The organism is bacterium, from assembly GCA_035380285.1.
GTDB lineage: Bacteria > Auribacterota > Erginobacteria > Erginobacterales > DAOSXE01 > DAOSXE01.
The window spans coordinates 1-15312 of record DAOSXE010000007.1 but is presented as its reverse complement, the minus strand read 5'-3'; the positions used below and the strand labels follow the sequence as shown (position 1 = coordinate 15312).

12 protein-coding genes are annotated in these 15312 nt (G+C 67.0%); all 12 read right to left on the bottom strand.

What is annotated here, in order from left to right; genetic code table 11:
* Position 1: 1 nt before the first annotated feature.
* The gene (locus tag PLZ73_03885) at positions 2-1855 is read right to left on the bottom strand and encodes a sulfatase (protein HOO77007.1); all 1854 of its coding nucleotides are present in this window, start codon (positions 1853-1855) and stop codon (positions 2-4) included.
* Positions 1852-3033: a hypothetical protein gene (locus tag PLZ73_03880; protein HOO77006.1), complete on the bottom strand. Its 1182-nt coding sequence runs from the start codon at positions 3031-3033 to the stop codon at positions 1852-1854. The genes PLZ73_03885 and PLZ73_03880 overlap by 4 nt, the downstream gene beginning before the upstream one ends.
* Positions 3030-4514, bottom strand: a complete 1485-nt coding sequence (locus PLZ73_03875) for an oligosaccharide flippase family protein (GenBank protein HOO77005.1) — start codon at positions 4512-4514, stop codon at positions 3030-3032. The genes PLZ73_03880 and PLZ73_03875 overlap by 4 nt, the downstream gene beginning before the upstream one ends.
* Positions 4511-5368 (bottom strand): FkbM family methyltransferase, encoded by an 858-nt coding sequence (locus PLZ73_03870; GenBank protein HOO77004.1) that lies wholly within the window; start codon positions 5366-5368, stop codon positions 4511-4513. The genes PLZ73_03875 and PLZ73_03870 overlap by 4 nt, the downstream gene beginning before the upstream one ends.
* Positions 5365-6396, bottom strand: a complete 1032-nt coding sequence (locus tag PLZ73_03865; GenBank protein ID HOO77003.1) for a glycosyltransferase — start codon at positions 6394-6396, stop codon at positions 5365-5367. Before PLZ73_03865 ends, PLZ73_03870 begins: the two co-directional genes overlap by 4 nt.
* A complete protein-coding gene (locus PLZ73_03860; protein HOO77002.1) occupies positions 6393-7268 on the bottom strand; it encodes an FkbM family methyltransferase in 876 nt (291 codons plus the stop codon). The genes PLZ73_03865 and PLZ73_03860 overlap by 4 nt, the downstream gene beginning before the upstream one ends.
* A 35-nt stretch (positions 7269-7303) precedes the next feature.
* Positions 7304-8452, bottom strand: coding sequence for a glycosyltransferase family 9 protein (locus PLZ73_03855; protein ID HOO77001.1), 1149 nt, complete (start codon positions 8450-8452; stop codon positions 7304-7306).
* Positions 8445-9860 carry an O-antigen ligase family protein gene (locus PLZ73_03850; GenBank protein ID HOO77000.1) on the bottom strand — a complete coding sequence of 472 codons (1416 nt, stop codon included), beginning with the start codon at positions 9858-9860 and terminating at the stop codon, positions 8445-8447. Before PLZ73_03850 ends, PLZ73_03855 begins: the two co-directional genes overlap by 8 nt.
* Before the next feature lie 3 nt (positions 9861-9863).
* On the bottom strand, positions 9864-11255 hold the full coding sequence (locus PLZ73_03845) for a radical SAM protein (GenBank protein ID HOO76999.1): 1392 nt from the start codon (positions 11253-11255) through the stop codon (positions 9864-9866).
* Positions 11256-11451: 196 nt separating this feature from the next.
* Positions 11452-12807 carry a hypothetical protein gene (locus tag PLZ73_03840; GenBank protein ID HOO76998.1) on the bottom strand — a complete coding sequence of 452 codons (1356 nt, stop codon included), beginning with the start codon at positions 12805-12807 and terminating at the stop codon, positions 11452-11454.
* A gap of 84 nt (positions 12808-12891) precedes the next feature.
* The gene (gene murB / locus PLZ73_03835; protein ID HOO76997.1) at positions 12892-13806 is read right to left on the bottom strand and encodes a UDP-N-acetylmuramate dehydrogenase; all 915 of its coding nucleotides are present in this window, start codon (positions 13804-13806) and stop codon (positions 12892-12894) included.
* Between the two features lie 3 nt (positions 13807-13809).
* A complete protein-coding gene (locus PLZ73_03830; protein ID HOO76996.1) occupies positions 13810-15228 on the bottom strand; it encodes a radical SAM protein in 1419 nt (472 codons plus the stop codon).
* Positions 15229-15312: the final 84 nt, after the last annotated feature.

The following is a 15312-nucleotide window of genomic DNA, read 5'->3' as shown; positions in this document are numbered from 1 at the left end:
GCTACTGCAGATAGCCCAGGGCCTTGAGTTTGTCGACCGTCTCCCGGTCGGGGGAGGCGGTCTGCCTTCCCGCCACCGGCCGGGCGCCTTCCCGCCGGCGCAGTTCTCCCGCGAGTCCGGTCATGACGCCGGTTTCCGCGTCCGCCAGGTTTTCCCGCTCTCCGGCATCCCGGGTCAGATCGAACAGTTCGAAACCCGCCTCCCGGACGGGGAGGAGCGGAGCGGTCTTCCCGCCTCTGCGCCCGGTATTGTCGATCAGTTTGAAACCGTCGGCCGCCAGGGAATATTTTTCGTCGCCGTAGCTGGTGGCGCAGGCGAAGTGCCGGCGGGTTCGGTTGTCCGCGGACATGGGGTCGAGGCCGGTCCCTTCCATTCCGGCGTTTTCGATTCCGGCCAGGGAAAGGATGAGGGGCGCGATGTCGATCTGATCGGGTTCGGCCTCCACCAGGCGTCCCGTCCGGCCCGGGACGCGGATCAGGAGGGGGACGGCCAGGAGTTCGTTATAGAGGCTGTGGCCGTGACCGAACCCCCCGTGTTCCCACAACTCCTCGCCGTGGTCCCCGGTGACCGCCACGATGGTGTCGTCCGCGCGCCCCGTCCGCTCCAGTTCCCGGAACACCTCTCCCAGGAGCGAATCGACGAACCGCAGCTGCCCGCGGTAGAGCGCCCGCAGGTAACTCCGCACCGGTTCCCTGCCCGCCTCGGCGATGACCCGGTCGTAGTCCAGGGTCCCCGGCCGCAGCCCGTCGGGCAGCGGTTCCGGGGGCGGCGGGTTGTCGGGGTTGACGTTGTAGGGGAGGTGAAGATCCATGTAGTGGACCAGGCCGAAAAAGGGCTCGTTCCCGGTCTGCGCCAACCGGCGGAAGAGCGCGCGGTTGCAGTCGGGCCCGAAGCGCCGGTCGGTCACTTCCAGCCGGTCGAAACCCTGGCCGAACCCGAATTCCGGGGTGAGGTTGGGGTTGCCGCCGTTGATGAAGAAGGTGCGGTAGCCGTGTTCGCGGAAAATCTCGGGGAGGGTGGTGATGCCCCGGGGGAGAGCCGAGAGTGGGTTCATGGCTCCATGCCGCGTGGGGGGAAGAGAGGAAAGAAGGGAAGCCATGGCCGGTTTGGTCCAGGGGGCGTTGGCCCAGACCCGGGGAAAGCGCAGACTTTCCCGGGAGAAGGCGTTGAGGTTGGATACGTCTTCATTGCCCTCCAGGCGGTCGGCGCGCAGGCAGTCGACGACGATCAGAAGGACGTTGGGCCCGGTTGGAGCCGCGAAGAAGAGGGGAACGAGGTTGAGCGCGGCCAGGACGAGGAGGGCGACCCCTCCCACCGCGGCGCCCCCGCGCCCGGCCCGGCGGCGGCTCCAGCGTCCGGCGGCCAGGTAGAGCAGGACGATCCCTCCCGCCAGCACCGCTCCCAGGACCAGGATTTCGGGGTGGCGACCGGGCAGTTCCCAGAGATAGGACGCCGCGCGCCTCCCTCCGGCCAACTCGCCGAGCCGCTTGAGGGCCCTGCTCGCGGCTACGGGCAGGTTGTAGATGGTGAACAGGCGCAGGAACAGATCGGCGGCGTAAAGGAGCAGTCCGGCCAGGGCCGTCAAGGCGGCGGCGCGGGGAGCCGCGGCGCGTCCCCGTTTCCCGGCGGCGGCGCACAGGAGAGCGATGACGCCGGCCGCCGCCGCCGTTGCCAAGCCCCAGGCCGCGCCGCGGTCGGCCGAGTCCCGGAGCGAGATCCAGGCCGAGCGGTACAACCCGGTCTGGATATAGCGGTTGACGGCGGCCAGCCAGACGCCGGCGGCCGTTCCCAGGATTACGCCGGCGCCGAAAAGCGTTCCGGCGCCGGCCAGGGCCCGATTCCGGGGAAACCTCATGTTCCGACTCCGCGCCTGGTCAGATAAAGAGTCCGGGCGGTGTCGAGAATCAGGAGGACGTCGAAAGGAAGGCGGTAGCGGCAGCTGGAGCTGTAGATGAACAGGGGAAGGATAAAAAGCAGCAGAAACAAGCCCGCCCGGAGGGGCGACCGCCAACCGACGGCCTTTCCCCGCCGCATCCTCACCGCCGCCCAGACGGGGAAAGGCAGGGCGAGGATGGTTTGGAAGATCGCCAGCGCCCAGGGGAGAGAGACGGTGGTGGAGACGGCCAGCCGGGAATAATCCGGCCTGAAGACGTTGACGACCTTGAGGACGCCGAAGCCGAGATAACGCAAGGGGTGCCGGCGGATGAAGTCGAGGCTGAGTTCGCGGTAGACCCGATCGATATCCGGCCGCTCCGGATCGATCCCCATCCGGGTCAGGATCTGCGGGGTGTAGCCTTCGGTATGGCCGTGGGCGAGGAGCATCCGGGCCGTCCAGGGGTTGGCTCCGGTGAAGAGGGCGTAGTTGCCGTCGGTGGTCATCAGCCTCACTTTTCCGCAGGCCCACCAGGTCAGGAGGGCCGCCGTTCCCAGGGCGGCGGCTCCGGTCGCGGCCAGGCAGAGGAGCCTCCGCGCCCGGGGCAGGCGGGACTTGACCTCCTCCAGGGGGATGAGGGCGAGAATGAGCACATAGTTGGGGCGCGTCAGCCAGGTAATCCCCGCCAGGACTCCCGCCGCCCCGGCCCGGATCCAGCCGGAAGCCGGTGTCCGCAACAGGGCCGCGGACAGGCAGAGAAGCAGGAAGACGGAGAGTCCGGAGTCGACGACGCGGGTGATGTTGAGCAGGAGAACGGGATGAAGGGCCACCAGGGCCGCCGTTCCCAGCGCCCAGCGCCGGCTCACGCCGGTCCGGCGCAGGAGAAACCAGGAGAGGGCCACGGTTCCCAGATAAAGACCGGCCTGCCCCAGGTAGATGCCGGCCATTCCCCCCAGGGTCAGGCCGGCCCAGAGGAAAATGGGATAACCGACCTTTTCGAAATCGGACGCGATCACCCCGCCCGCCAGCAGCTCCCGGGCGTCGGCCAGGTAGGCGGGCGAGGGTTGAGAGGGGGGGGAGAACCCGACGGCCAGTCCGGCCAGGACCGCGGCGGCGGCCAGGAGAGCGGGAAAGAACAACCGGGTTTTCTCGACCTTCACGAACTTCCCTCCGCCTGCCGGGCTTCTGCGGAAAAAGACGAGAAAAACCGGGCGAGGTCGCCGCGGAGATGGCGCCACTCCAGCAGGCCCAGCCCGGCCAGGTAGATCCCCAGGTAGACGACGCACCCCTGGACCACCACCAGCCAGTGCCGGCCCCTCAGGGGAAGAAAATCGTCCACGTAGCGCAGGGCGAGAAACGAGAGCCCCGCCGCCGCCAGGATGGGAGCGATGTTGCTCAGGAGCCGGATGGGGAGAAGCTTGCGGGTGCGGGCGTAGATGGCCACCGCGCCCGCCGCGATGGCTACGTCGAGGACCAGGGCGGCTCCCTGTATCCCCATCCAGCGGGTCATGGGGAATATCCCCACCCCGAAGACGCTGGCGCAGACCAGGAGGCTGGAGAGGTAGTTCTGGGGACGGCCCATGGCCAGGTTGCACTGCCGGTTGAGAATGAAGAACGGTTCGCAGAGGCTCCAGGGAAGCAGAAGAACGAGGAGAGGAGCCACCCCCATCCACTGGATTCCGAGGATGCCGACGATCAGTTCCCGGGCGTAGTAGGCCATGAGCAGGTAGAAGGGGAGGAAAAAGCGGAAGAGGCAGCGGGAAACGAACTCGAAGGCCCGGGCTTTGCTGGGGATGGAGATGCTGCCCCGGGAAAAGGTGGCCAGGGTCGCGCGATTGAGAGTGGTGATGAAGAGGGTCTGAAAGATGTCGGAAAGCTTCCAGGCCTGGTTATAGATCCCCAGAGCCGTATCGCCTTTAAGGGTTCCGATGACCAGCTCGTCGCCGTCGGTGACCACCTGCTGGAGGATGGAGGCCTGAAAGAGCTTGCTCCCGAAGGAGAAGAACCAGCGCGCCGTCTCCTTCGACCAGCCCAGGCGGGGACGATAGGGGGAGTACAGGAAATAACCCAGAGCGGGAAGAAAATTGAGAAGGACGTGGAAGATGACCAGGCTCCAGATCCCCAGGCCGGACAGGGCGGTCACGATACCGGCCACGGCGGCGCCCGCGGTGCCGACCAGCTCGACCATGCCCATCCGCTGCAGGAGCATGGAGCGGAGCATGACGTCCCTGGAGACCGAGGAGAAAATCTTGAAGACCACCGGGGGAGTGAGACAGAAGAGGACGATGATCAGGCGGATATCCCGGGGGCTGTTGCCTAGTTTGCCGATGGCCCGCAGCAGCACCACCACCCCCGGAACCAGCATGAGCATAAAGAGCCCGTAGACGATGGTGAGGGTGAAGATGGTGTCGGCCAGGCGGTGGTCCTGATTCCCTTCCTGGACGATGGCGGCCTCGGTCCCCCAGCGCCCGACCAGATTGAGAAAATTGAGGATGGCGGAACTGAAGACGATCGCCCCGAAGTATTCGGGAACCAGGAGCCGGGCGAGGAAGATGTTGGCCGTCATCCGCACCAGGAACCGGCAGTTGTTGAGAACCGTCAGGAACGTGGTCTCGCGGATGGCTTTATGCCCGATCTTCATCGGTCCGCCTTTTCCATGGGGGTGCCCAGAAGGTCGGCGCTGGCCCGTCCGCCGAGATCTCCTTTGCCGCCCGGAAGCGGGTCCAGGCGGTAGCCCAGTTTCCCCAGTTCCGCGGCGGCTTCTTCCAGGGTGGCTCCCGCCGCGGTCCAGGTGCGCGGCGAATACTCGAGGATCAGTATCGGCCGGTATCGGGCCAGGGTCGCTGCGCCCCCGCGGATGACCTTGAGCTCGTTTCCCTCGGTATCGATCTTGATCAGGTCCAGCCGGGAGGGATTTCGGTCCCGGCAGAAAACGTCCAACGTGGTCACGGTCACCGGGTACCCCCGGGGGGCGGGAACGATCCCGGGGTAGAGGCTGGCTACTCCCCGGGAAGCCCGGCCTTCTCCCGGCCCGTAGAGCGTCGCTTCCTTTTCCTCGTCCCCCAGAGCCAGCGCGTCCGGCCGGCAGACGTCCAGGCGGTTGAGGGCGAGGTTGTCGCGCAAACGCCGGAAGGAACGGGGATGCGGTTCCAGGGCGTACACGGTCCCGTCGGAGCCGACCGCGTCGGCCATGATCAGCGCGTGGCAGCCGACGTTGGCTCCGACATCGATGGCGGTTCCTCCCCGGGGCAGGGATTTTCGGATAAAGCGGGAAACCGCCGGTTCGTAATGGCCGAAGAAGAAAATGCGCCATTCGATGAAGTCCCCGGTGTCGATCGATATCCGCAGGCCTCGGTCGTAGGCCAGGAGCGTCCGAACGGGGTTCTCCGCCGCCCGGTCGGGGTGGTGCAGCCGGCGCAGGAGGCGTTCCGTTCCCCGGGGATGAACGCGCCGGGTGACCCCCCCCAGCAGCCGCAGGAAAGGGCGGGAGGTCATGCCCCGATCGTCTCCATGACCAGCCCGACGCGGTCTTGAACGGTATGGGCGTCCCGGAGCAGCCGGATACGCCCTTGCCGGGCGATCTGCGCCCGTTCCCGCTCGTGGTCCAGGTACCAGGAGGTTTTCTCCGCCAGCTCCTCGCTCGAGGAGAAAGCGGCGTACTCCACCCCCTCGGTGAAAAACTCCGCCAACTCTTCCGTGCGCTGGCTGAGCATGAATCCGCCGCAGGCCGGTATTTCGAAGGTGCGCTGGTTGTGAGTGTCGCAGTTTTCCCGGCGCAGGAAATTGAGCACGATCCGGGAAGCGCCGGCCGCCAGGGAGAATTCCCGGCCGCAGGCTATGGCGTTTCTGACCGCCCCGCGCAGCCGCCGGGGAACCCGGTCCCAATGACCGCCCCAGATTCCCAGATCGGCGCCGGCGATGCTCTCCAGGAACCTTACCCGCTCCGGGGTGCAGGTGCCGATAAAGGCGACGGCGCGGCCGTAGACGTCGGCTTCGGCCGCGGTCGGGGTTACCGGGTAATGGACGCAGGGATCGTAGCCGATGGGGAGATAGCGGACTTCCCGGGCGCCCAGTTCCTTCAGTTTTCCGACATTGTCTTTTTTACTGGGGAAAAAAACGTCGTAGACCTCGATCAGGGCGCGGAGGTCTCCCAGGTTGTTGGCGGCCGCCCGGGAGAAATAGTTATCGTAGTTGATATTGATCATCCGGGTTCCGGGAAGCCCCTCCCGGATGCGCTTCAGCGTCTCCGGGAGGATCAGCGCCCCTTTCAGAACCACGAGCAGATCGGGTTTCCCGGCGCGGGCGTTCGCTTCCAGATCCCGGTTGTAGTCCGCGACCGCGCGCCGCCGGATCAGCCGGTTCCGCAACCGTCCCGGCCGCGACAGGCGCAGGGGGAGATAATCGCGGTTGTTGACGGTGGCGACCCGGCATCCGGCCGCGGCAAAAGCCCGTTCGAAGCTTCCTCCGATCGCCCCGTAGCCGGAGGCGGCGGCCAACAGCAGGCTGGGGCCCGTGCCGGTCATCCGGTTTTCTCCGGCCTCCCCAGGAGGTACCGGCGCCGGGTGAAGCGCTCGGGGGTCACTATTCCCGCGGCGCCCTCTTCCAGGTCGGAAACCGCGTATCCCGCCCGCTTCAGGAACGAGGCCGCCTCCCGGGCCAGATCGTGGGAATGGACTTCGCAGACGAGAGCCGGCCGGGCCTCGGCCAGGACCCGGCGCATGCCCGCCAGGGCTTTGAGCTCCCCGCCCTCGACGTCGACCTTGATCAACCCCGGGGCCGGATGGCCTTCCCGGTAGACGAAGCCGTCCAGGGAAACGACGCGCACTCTGATGGGGGGGACCGGCGGGGTTCGAAACCCCAGGGCGTAATCGGGTTCGACCAGGTGCCCCTGGAGCGGGGATCGGTTTTTCTCGGGGCGGAAATCGGCGTCTCCCTCGCGGTCGCCCACCGCCAGGTTGAAGGCCTGGCAGTTTTCCAGCCGGTTGAGCTCGAGGTTGGCCTGGAGTCTCCGAAACGAGGCGGGATTGGGCTCGAAAGCCAGGCACCGGCCCCGGGGGCAGAGGCGTCCGGCGAGGAGCGTGAAAAAACCGACGTATGCTCCGACGTCGTAGACCACGTCCGCCGGGGAGAGCAGGTCGGCCAGGATCTTCTGAACCGCGACTTCGTGGGTCCCCAGCCAGAGATATTTTTCCCGGCGCAGGTCCAGAATCATCTTCGCCCCCTCCAGAGCGCCCCCCGCCACCGTCACTTCCGCCGGTTCGTCGGGGAGGGCGCTTTCGATCAGCCGGCGCAGGGGCCGGCGCAGCGTCTTCGATCCGTCCAACGACACCCGCACCTTCCAGGGGACCATCCGGGCCAGCGCGCCGACGGTTTTGACGAAAACGGGGCGTTTCATGGTACGGAAGTATACATCGAAAACACGGGCCCGCGCTATGGGCACCTGGAGTCGAGAATGCGTGCGGCGGCCGCGATGACGGCCCCGGGGTCGATCGCCCGGGTGCATTCCAGGGAGGCGCAGACCGTTTTCCGGCAGGCGGCGCAGGGGGGGTCGGTCCGGATGATTTCGTGTCCCTCTCCCCGGGGGTGCCAGGAGCGGGGGTAGTCCCGGGACGAATAGACCCCCACCACCGGGGTGCCGAAGGCCGCGGCCACGTGGACCGGACCGCTGTCCAGGGAGATGAGCAGGTCCGCCCGGGTTAAGACCCCGGCCAGTTCGGAGAGGCTCAACCGTCCCGACAGGTCGGAAATCCGTCCCGGCAGAATCCGTTCCAGTTTCCGGCCGAAGGGCCCGGCCCCGGCGTCGCCGACGACCAGGAAGCGGGCGTCGGGATAGCGCCGGGCCAGGCCCTCGGCGACTTCGACGAAACGCTCTTCCGGCCACAGCTTGGCCTGGTACTTGGCCGTGGGGTGGATGGCGACGGTTCTTCCCGGACCCGGGGGCAGCCGGTCCGCCGGGACCGGGGGAGGGGGCGGCTGCGGCAGGTCGGCCGGATCGATTCCGATCGCCGTCAGGTTGAGGGCCAGACGGGCGGTCTCGCCGGGGAACCGGGCCCGGGCGGTCTGAGCCTTCCGGAAGAAAAAATGGCGGTTCCAGGCGAACCCGGCGGCGGAGCGCGCGCCGGCCCAGCGGAAAAAGACCAGGTCTCGCAAAATCCGGCGCAAGGGCGCGGCGGACTGTCCCAGGTAGACGACCAGATCGAAACGTTCGCGCCGCAGCCGTCGGGCCAGGGCCCGCAGGGAACCCTTCCGCCGCGCGCGGCCGGGAAAGCGCAGGAGAGCGTCGGCCGGGGCGAACTCGCGGAAAATCTCCGCGCAGTCGGGCAACCCCGGTTCCGCCTCCGCCGTGAGCAGGGTGAGGAGGGCGCCGGGGAAACGTTTCCTCAGAGCCAGGAAAACGGGCAGGGCGCAGAAGGAATCACCCAGGTTCCCGGTTCGGAAGACCAGGATCCGTTCGGGCTCCGGGGTGCAGGGGCCGTACAGTATCCGCCGGCTTCCCCTCAGAAGCAGGTTGCCCGCCAGGTATATTCCCCGCGCCGCCAGCCACCCAACCCGGCCGGTTTTCGGGGCGGGCTCATTCATGGGAAGTTTCGCCGGCGGCGCCGGCGGCCAGTCCGGCCAGGGCGCAGAAGAGGATGAAGTTGGAGGGGACGTGGAGGTTGAAGTTGAAGAGTTCGTGGACGAGAAGGGCGGTGACGCCGGCCGAAGTCCCGAGCAGCACGCCCAGGGGAGAGATCGAAAACCCCCGGCGGGTGCTGAGGACCGGTCCGCCCCCGCCCGGCCTGATCCCGGCGAAGACCGCCCGGTACCAGAAGAACAGGAGCCAGAGCGCTCCCCCCGTCCCCCACGCGCCCATCTCCAGCGCCATTTGGACGTAATCGTTTTCGGCGTGGGTGAAGCGGTAGTTGAAGGGGAAAGATTGATAGGAGGGGAACACTTCGGCGAAGGTGCCCAGGCCGGAGCCGAAGAGGGGGAAGCTTCCGGCCGCTTCCAGGGAATCCGACCAGACCCGGACCCGGAGGGGGGTGCCCTCGATGCCCTGGAAGCGGTGCCCGACCCGGCGCCACCCGAACCAGACTCCGAAGGCGACGGCCCCCGCCAGGAGGATGATGATGATCCTGGAACAATTTTTGGACGTGAGCAGCCCCGCCCGGCGGGCGCAGGCGGCCAGAAAGCCCGTGGCGGCGGCGAGGGAGACGATGCCGCCCCGCGATCCGCTGAGGAGGAGCGCCCAGGTCATGACCGTTACCATGAAGGCGATCAGGATGGGGCGGGGATCGCGGCTGGTGAATTTACGGAACAAGCGCCGCAGGAAGGCCTGGGGGCGGGAAGAGGGCGGGGCGAAAAGCAGGATCAAACCGCAGGGGATGATCATTTCGATATAACCGGCGAAGTGGTTCCGGTTGACGAAGGGGCCGAAGGGAGCGCCCCGGGTTATCTCCCTGATCCCGTAAATTTCCCGGGGAGCGCTGAAATGCCGGGCGATCCCCGCCACGGAGATCACGAACCCGACGGTCAGGATCGCTCCGATCAGGAGGGAAGGAAAGTTCCCGGGCCGCGCCCCGGGCGCGGGGCGAAAGAGCGCCGCCGCCCAGAAGAGGGCGCAGCCCGCCGCCAGGAGCAGAAGGTTGTCGGCCGTCAGGCCGGGGGCGACGGAGATCGGAGCCCATCCGCTCGGAGTTTTTCCGGCCCAGACGGCGGCGGAGCCGGGACTGAGCAGGCGCAATAGGCCCGGGGGGAGGGGGAGGATCTGGATCAGGCCTCCCGCCACCAGGAAAGCCATCCCCCAGGCCAGGGGCGTGAGCCGCTTCCCGTCGAAAGCCCCGCGCCGCCGGCCCCCGGCGAGGACCAGCCCCAGGGCCAGGAAAGAGAAGATCTCCAGAAACGACCGGGCCCAGGGGAGGACCGATCCGTAGGGGAGCGGCGCCAGGACGAGGCCGGCGAGCATCGCCCCCGCCGCGGTTCCGCTTCCCCACGCCCTGATGTTCATGGGTCAGGTTCGTCTCCCGCGCAGGCGGTTTCCGAGAAAGTACCAGAGGGCGCGCCGCCGTTTCCAGAAGTACCCGGCCAGGTTCAGAAACCGGCGGTTTTTCAGGAAAAAACCGAGCATGATCCGGCGCTGCCATTTCCGCAGCTGGCGGGGGGTAAAACCGGAGACTTCGAGGACGCCCACGCCGTATTTATCGTACCGGGTCCAGTCTTCGCTGAGCAGCCGGTACCCTTCCCGGCCTTCCCGGGCCATGCGGTAGATGGCGGTGCCCGGGTAGGGGACCATGATCCCGACGGCGATGTTGGACGGGTTCAGTTCCACGGCCAGATCGGCCGTCCGGGCGATGGTGGCGACGGTCTCGCCGGGGTGGCCGATGATGAAGTAAGCGTGAAATTCGATGCCGGCCTGCTTGATCAGCCGGGCGGCCTCGCGCACTTCCGCCACCGTGATGCCCTTGTCTATTTTTTTCAGGATCCGGTCGTCTCCGGATTCCACCCCCATCTCCAGGCGGAAGCAACCGGCCCGGGCGGCCTTCTCCACCAGTTTCCCCGAGACCAGGTTGGCCCGGGTCAGGCCGCTCCAGCGGATGCTTCGGCTCAGCCCCGAGGAGATCATCCGTTCCAGGAGATCGTGCGTCCGGGGGGTGTCGGTCAGAAATATCTCGTCGATGAAGTTGAAGGTATGGGCTCCGTAAGCGTCGACGGCGGCCTTCATCTCTTCCAGTATCCGCTCCGCCGAGCGCAGCCGGACCGTTCGTCCCAGCGCTTGCATGCAGAACGCGCAGCGGTAGGGGCATCCCCGGCTGCTCAGGATCGGATACTCGTCCCCGGTCCCGGCCAGAGCTCCCGAGTCGTCCCCGAAATACAGGTGAAAAGCCGGAAAGGGAAGCCGGTCGAGCGCTTCCCCGGAAAGAGGGGGGGCGGGATGGTTGAAAGCCACCGTGCCTTTTTCGGGCCGGGAAGCCAGGCCCGGAATCGACCGGTCGGGCTTCCCTCCGCTCTCCAGGCTCCGGGTCAGGGCCAGCAGCGGTTCTTCGCCCTCGCCGGCGATCCCGTAATCGAAACCGGGGAATTCGATCAGGGTCCTTTGCGGCAGGGCGCTGAAATGGCAGCCCCCGACGACGGTCGCGCACGTTCCCCCCTGCCGGAGGCGGAGCGCGATTCTGCCGGCGGCGTCGATCTCGTGGGTCATGGCCGTGAAAGCGGCCAGGTCGGGGCCGTAGGAATCGAGCTGCGCCATGAGTTCGGCTTCGCTCCACCCGGAGAAGACCGAATCGAAAATACGGCAGTCGTAGCCGTGCCGCTCCAGATAGGCGGCCAGGCTGGCGATCCCCAGGAGGGGCCGCCGGTACCAGTTGGCGTAGGTGGCGGGGGGCTTGACGAACGCTATCTTCATTTTCTGGTCGAGCCGGGGTTGGCGTTCCGGGGCCCGGTTTCCTTTCCCGGCCTGTTCCGCCCGGGTAACGGACCCGTTCCCCGGAGTGTATCCGGGCAGGGATAGTGTATGCGTCGGGCCCCCTTCGGGCAAGAATCTAAAAAAAAGGAAGCCGGGCCCGAAAACGGGCCCGGCTTCCTTTGGGGCTACAGGTGCCTCAGTAAGAGGCGCCGATGGCAGCAGTCCCTTGCGTGGGACCGTAGTTGAACCGTTCCACTCCCCCGATACTCGGCGAAGCGAACCAGCGGGTCTTGTGCGGCCTCCAGATAACGAGGTCGCTCGCGCCGTCGCCGGTTATATCGCCGGTGAGAGGGGTGTCGACCGAGGGGATACCCCAGGTCGGGTACGCGCCGCCCGGCAGCAGCCAGCGGTAGTGGGTGCCATAATCGCGAACGATCATGGTATCCGTGGTGCCGTCGCCGTCATAGTCCATCGGGACCGGGAGATCGGTGGAGATACCGCCCCAGGACACGACTTCCATGCCGTCGATGTACCACTTGCCCTGCTCGGCTACGGTCCAGCGATAGAGAGCGCGATCGGCGGTGCCGTCGCCGTTGTAATCGCCGGGAACCGGGACGTCGGCGGCGTTGCCGCCGTACTGGACCTCGGTGATCCCGCGGATGTACCACATCCCGAAGGTCGGGCTGTAGGTGGCCGCGTCGGTGGTGCCGTCGCCGTTGTAGTCGGCGGGAACCGGGATCTGGCCCGCGCTTCCGAAGGTGATGTTGGTCAGGCCGTTGATGATCCAGGTGCCTCCGCTGTAGACGGTGGCGTCGGCGGTGCCGTCGCCGTTGAAGTCGCCGGAGGCCGGGATGTCGCCGGCGGAGCCCATGCTGATGGTGCCGACGTTTTCCACGTAGAACGACCCGGCATCGAAGACGGCGGCATCGGTGAAGCCGTCACCGGTGTAGTCGTCGTAATCGATGACGAAGTGCTCGATGGTGGCGCTGGTGGTGACGATGGTGGTGGTGACGATGGTGGTGGTGCCGGTGGTGGTGGACACCGTGGTGGCGCCGGTCTCGATCAGGACGTCATCCAACCCCAGGTTTCCGGCGTCCTTGTTGTAGGTGAACCGGACTTGGGTGGTGGAGGCGTTGAGGTCGAGGTCGCCGATGACGGTCCCGGTGAGCGGGAGGCCGTGAATGTCGGTGACCGAGCTCCATCCGCCCCCGAAGTATTCGTCAATGGCCAGGTTGGAGGATTCGTTGGTGGCCATTCCCCGCAGCCAGACGGAAAGAACCATGCTGGCGGCGGAAGGGTTGACGAACGTGTCGGTGGTGATGGCGTCGCCGGTGGCGTCCAACTTGATGGAGGGCGAAGCCGCCCCGTAGTTGCCGGCGGTGGTGTAGGTATCGCTGTTCTGGTCGCACCCGGTAAATACCCAGCCCGACGGGCGGGTGCCGGTGTCGAAGCCGTCAAAACCTTCCGACACGACGGTCGCGGCGGCGGCGGCGCCGGTGATCAGCGCTCCCGCGGCCATGAAGGCTACGGCCAATGCTAGGGCTCGCTTCATCTGCTCACCTCCTGTGTTACTGATGGCTGCCTGTAGCCGATTAGCCCAATGCTGGGATCAATATAGTAAAAAGTCCGGGATTTGTCAAAAAACTTTTTTCCAACCCCAAAAATGTACTTCCGGCTCCAGCCTGACCCCGAACCGCATAAGGACTTCCTGCCGGACCAGCCGCCCCAGGTTGCGTATCTCCTCCGAGTCGTGGCCGGTGGTGACGATGAAGTTGGCGTGTTTCCGGGAAACGGCCGCTTCGCCCAGGCGTTTGCCCTTCAAGCCGGCCGCTTCGATCAGGCGTCCGGCCGAATTTCCCGGGGGGTTTTTGAAGAAACAACCGGCTGACCTTCCCCGGGGAAAATGTTTTGAACGCTCCGTCCGGACCCTGCTCATCTTTTCCCTCACCGCGCGCCCGTCGGCCGGGATCAGGGCGAAGTCGGCCTCGACCACGATTTCGCGGTTCTCCGGGAACCGGCTGCGGCGGTAGCCGAAGCCGCCCTCGGCCCCGGGAAATTCGAACCGCGCGCCGGTCGCGTCTCTCGCCGCCACCCGATCGACCAGGGAGCCGACGTTCTCCTCCGCGGTCCCCGCGTTCATGGTTAGCGCCCCCCCGACCGTACCCGGGATCCCGGCCGCAAATTCCAGGCCGCCCAGGCCTGCCTCCGCCGCGGCTTCCAGCAGAAGGGGGAGGGGGGTCCCTCCTCCCGCCCGCAGGCGCCCCCCCGGCAGCGCCCGCACCGGCCGGGCCGGCAGCCTGAACGTGACGCCGGGGACTCCTTCGTTCGCGACCAGGACGTTGTTTCCCCCTCCCAGGAACCGCCAGGGGATTTCTCGATCGTTCAAGAGGGGAAGGAGCCGGGCCAGGGGCTCGTCGCCGGCCAGAAAGACGAGGCATTCCGCCGGCCCCCCGGTTCCGAACGAAGTATGTCGGGCCAGGGAATCGTTGAAGACGGTTTCGCCTCCGGGCTTTTCCGTTTCGAGCAGATCGTGCACTGCGGAAGTTTTCACGGTTCAGAGCCCGATGATGCTGGCCGCTCCCCGGACCTGGCCGCGCAACTGGGGCCAGGTCCGGACCGCCCGGAGCCGGCGGGCGATATGGGCCGGCCGCAGGTAGAAGCGTTTGAAAGCCCGGTCCAGCCAGGCGCGGTAGTCCGTCTCGTCGAGGCCCGGGGGGACATAGAGCAGGGCTCCGTGGTCGAGAATGCTGCAGCCCCGGTCGAAATCGAAGGAGTAACCCTCGGCGTGGAGCCGCCGGAAAAGCTCCGTCCCGGGGAAAGGAGTGAACTTGTTGAAATGGGCGTAGTCGAGCTTGGACTCGATGGCGAACCGGAGCGTATTTTCCAGGCTTTCCATGGTTTCCCCGGGGGTACCCACGATGAAATCGCCCCGCACCTCCAACCCCGCTTCCTGCGCCCAACGGACGGCTTTGCGGTTGAGTTCCACGGTGTTTCCCTTGCCCAGGAGCCGGAGCATGCGGTCGTCGCCGGATTCCAGCCCGAACAGCACCTGCCAGCAACCGGACCGGCTCATCTCCTTCAGCAGATCCGGGGTCACCGCGCGGACCGCGGTCAGGCAGGTCCAGGGGAGTCTCCGGCCCGCTTCCCGGAGGCCTCGGCAGATCTCCAGGGTGCGTTGGCGGTGGAGGGTGAACGTGTCGTCGAAAAACCTGATCTCCCGGGCGCCGAACCGGGTGACCAGGCGGTCGATCTCCTCCAGGACCCGGTTCGGGCTGTGGAACCGGGTGGCGTTACCGAAGATCGCCCGGTCGCAGAACGTGCAGCGGTTGGGGCACCCCCGGCTGGTCATGACGATGCCGACCGGGAGCCGGCGGTAGGAGGCGGGAGTCGGGTGGTAGGTCTCCAGCGGGGGCAGGAGATGCAGGGCGGGAAGGGGGAGCGAGTCCAGGTCCCGGATGTACGGGCGCCTTTCGTTGACCCGGACGCCCTCCGCGTCCCGGTAGGCGATCCCCGCGATCTCCGCCCGGCGTTCCGTCCAGGCCCCCGCCTCGGCCGCCGCCGCCAGGTCGAGGACGGTTTCTTCTCCTTCCCCGACGATGACGGCGTCGAAGCCGCTTTTCTCTAGGCTTTCCCGAGGGCAGGCGGTGGCTTGCGCCCCCCCCAGAACCAGGAGGGTTTTCGGCAGGGCTTCCCGGACGGCGACGGCCGCCCGCCGCGCGCTGCCGAAGGAGGGGGTGGTGGCGGTGATGCCCACCAGGTCCGGCGAGAAATCCGCCGCCAGCTCCGGGAGGGGGGGGAGGGGGGCACGGGAGGTGTAGTCCGCGATCTTGACGGCGTATCCGGCCCGTTCCAACACCGCGCCCAGGTACGCCAACCCCAGGGGAGGGGTGATGTTGAGGACGAACCTGACTGAGCTGCTTTCCCCGACCGATTCTTCGGGATCGAAGGGGGGGTTGACCAGGAGGACCTTCACGTCCGGGTCCGTCGTTGGCCCGGGATCACCCGGCCGCCTCCCGGATGACTTGGCAGATGAAGTCGATGCCGTCGTCGGAGAGGC

What these genes read in the sequence shown, in the direction of transcription:
- PLZ73_03885 (HOO77007.1), bottom strand. Translation starts at nt 1,855, where the DNA reads ATGAGGTTTCCCCGGAATCGGGCCCTGGCCGGCGCCGGAACGCTTTTC.
- PLZ73_03875 (HOO77005.1), bottom strand. Translation starts at nt 4,514, where the DNA reads ATGAAGATCGGGCATAAAGCCATCCGCGAGACCACGTTCCTGACGGTT.
- PLZ73_03870 (HOO77004.1), bottom strand. Translation starts at nt 5,368, where the DNA reads ATGACCTCCCGCCCTTTCCTGCGGCTGCTGGGGGGGGTCACCCGGCGC.
- PLZ73_03865 (HOO77003.1), bottom strand. Translation starts at nt 6,396, where the DNA reads ATGACCGGCACGGGCCCCAGCCTGCTGTTGGCCGCCGCCTCCGGCTAC.
- PLZ73_03860 (HOO77002.1), bottom strand. Translation starts at nt 7,268, where the DNA reads ATGAAACGCCCCGTTTTCGTCAAAACCGTCGGCGCGCTGGCCCGGATG.
- PLZ73_03855 (HOO77001.1), bottom strand. Translation starts at nt 8,452, where the DNA reads ATGAATGAGCCCGCCCCGAAAACCGGCCGGGTTGGGTGGCTGGCGGCG.
- PLZ73_03850 (HOO77000.1), bottom strand. Translation starts at nt 9,860, where the DNA reads ATGAACATCAGGGCGTGGGGAAGCGGAACCGCGGCGGGGGCGATGCTC.
- PLZ73_03845 (HOO76999.1), bottom strand. Translation starts at nt 11,255, where the DNA reads ATGAAGATAGCGTTCGTCAAGCCCCCCGCCACCTACGCCAACTGGTAC.
- PLZ73_03840 (HOO76998.1), bottom strand. Translation starts at nt 12,807, where the DNA reads ATGAAGCGAGCCCTAGCATTGGCCGTAGCCTTCATGGCCGCGGGAGCG.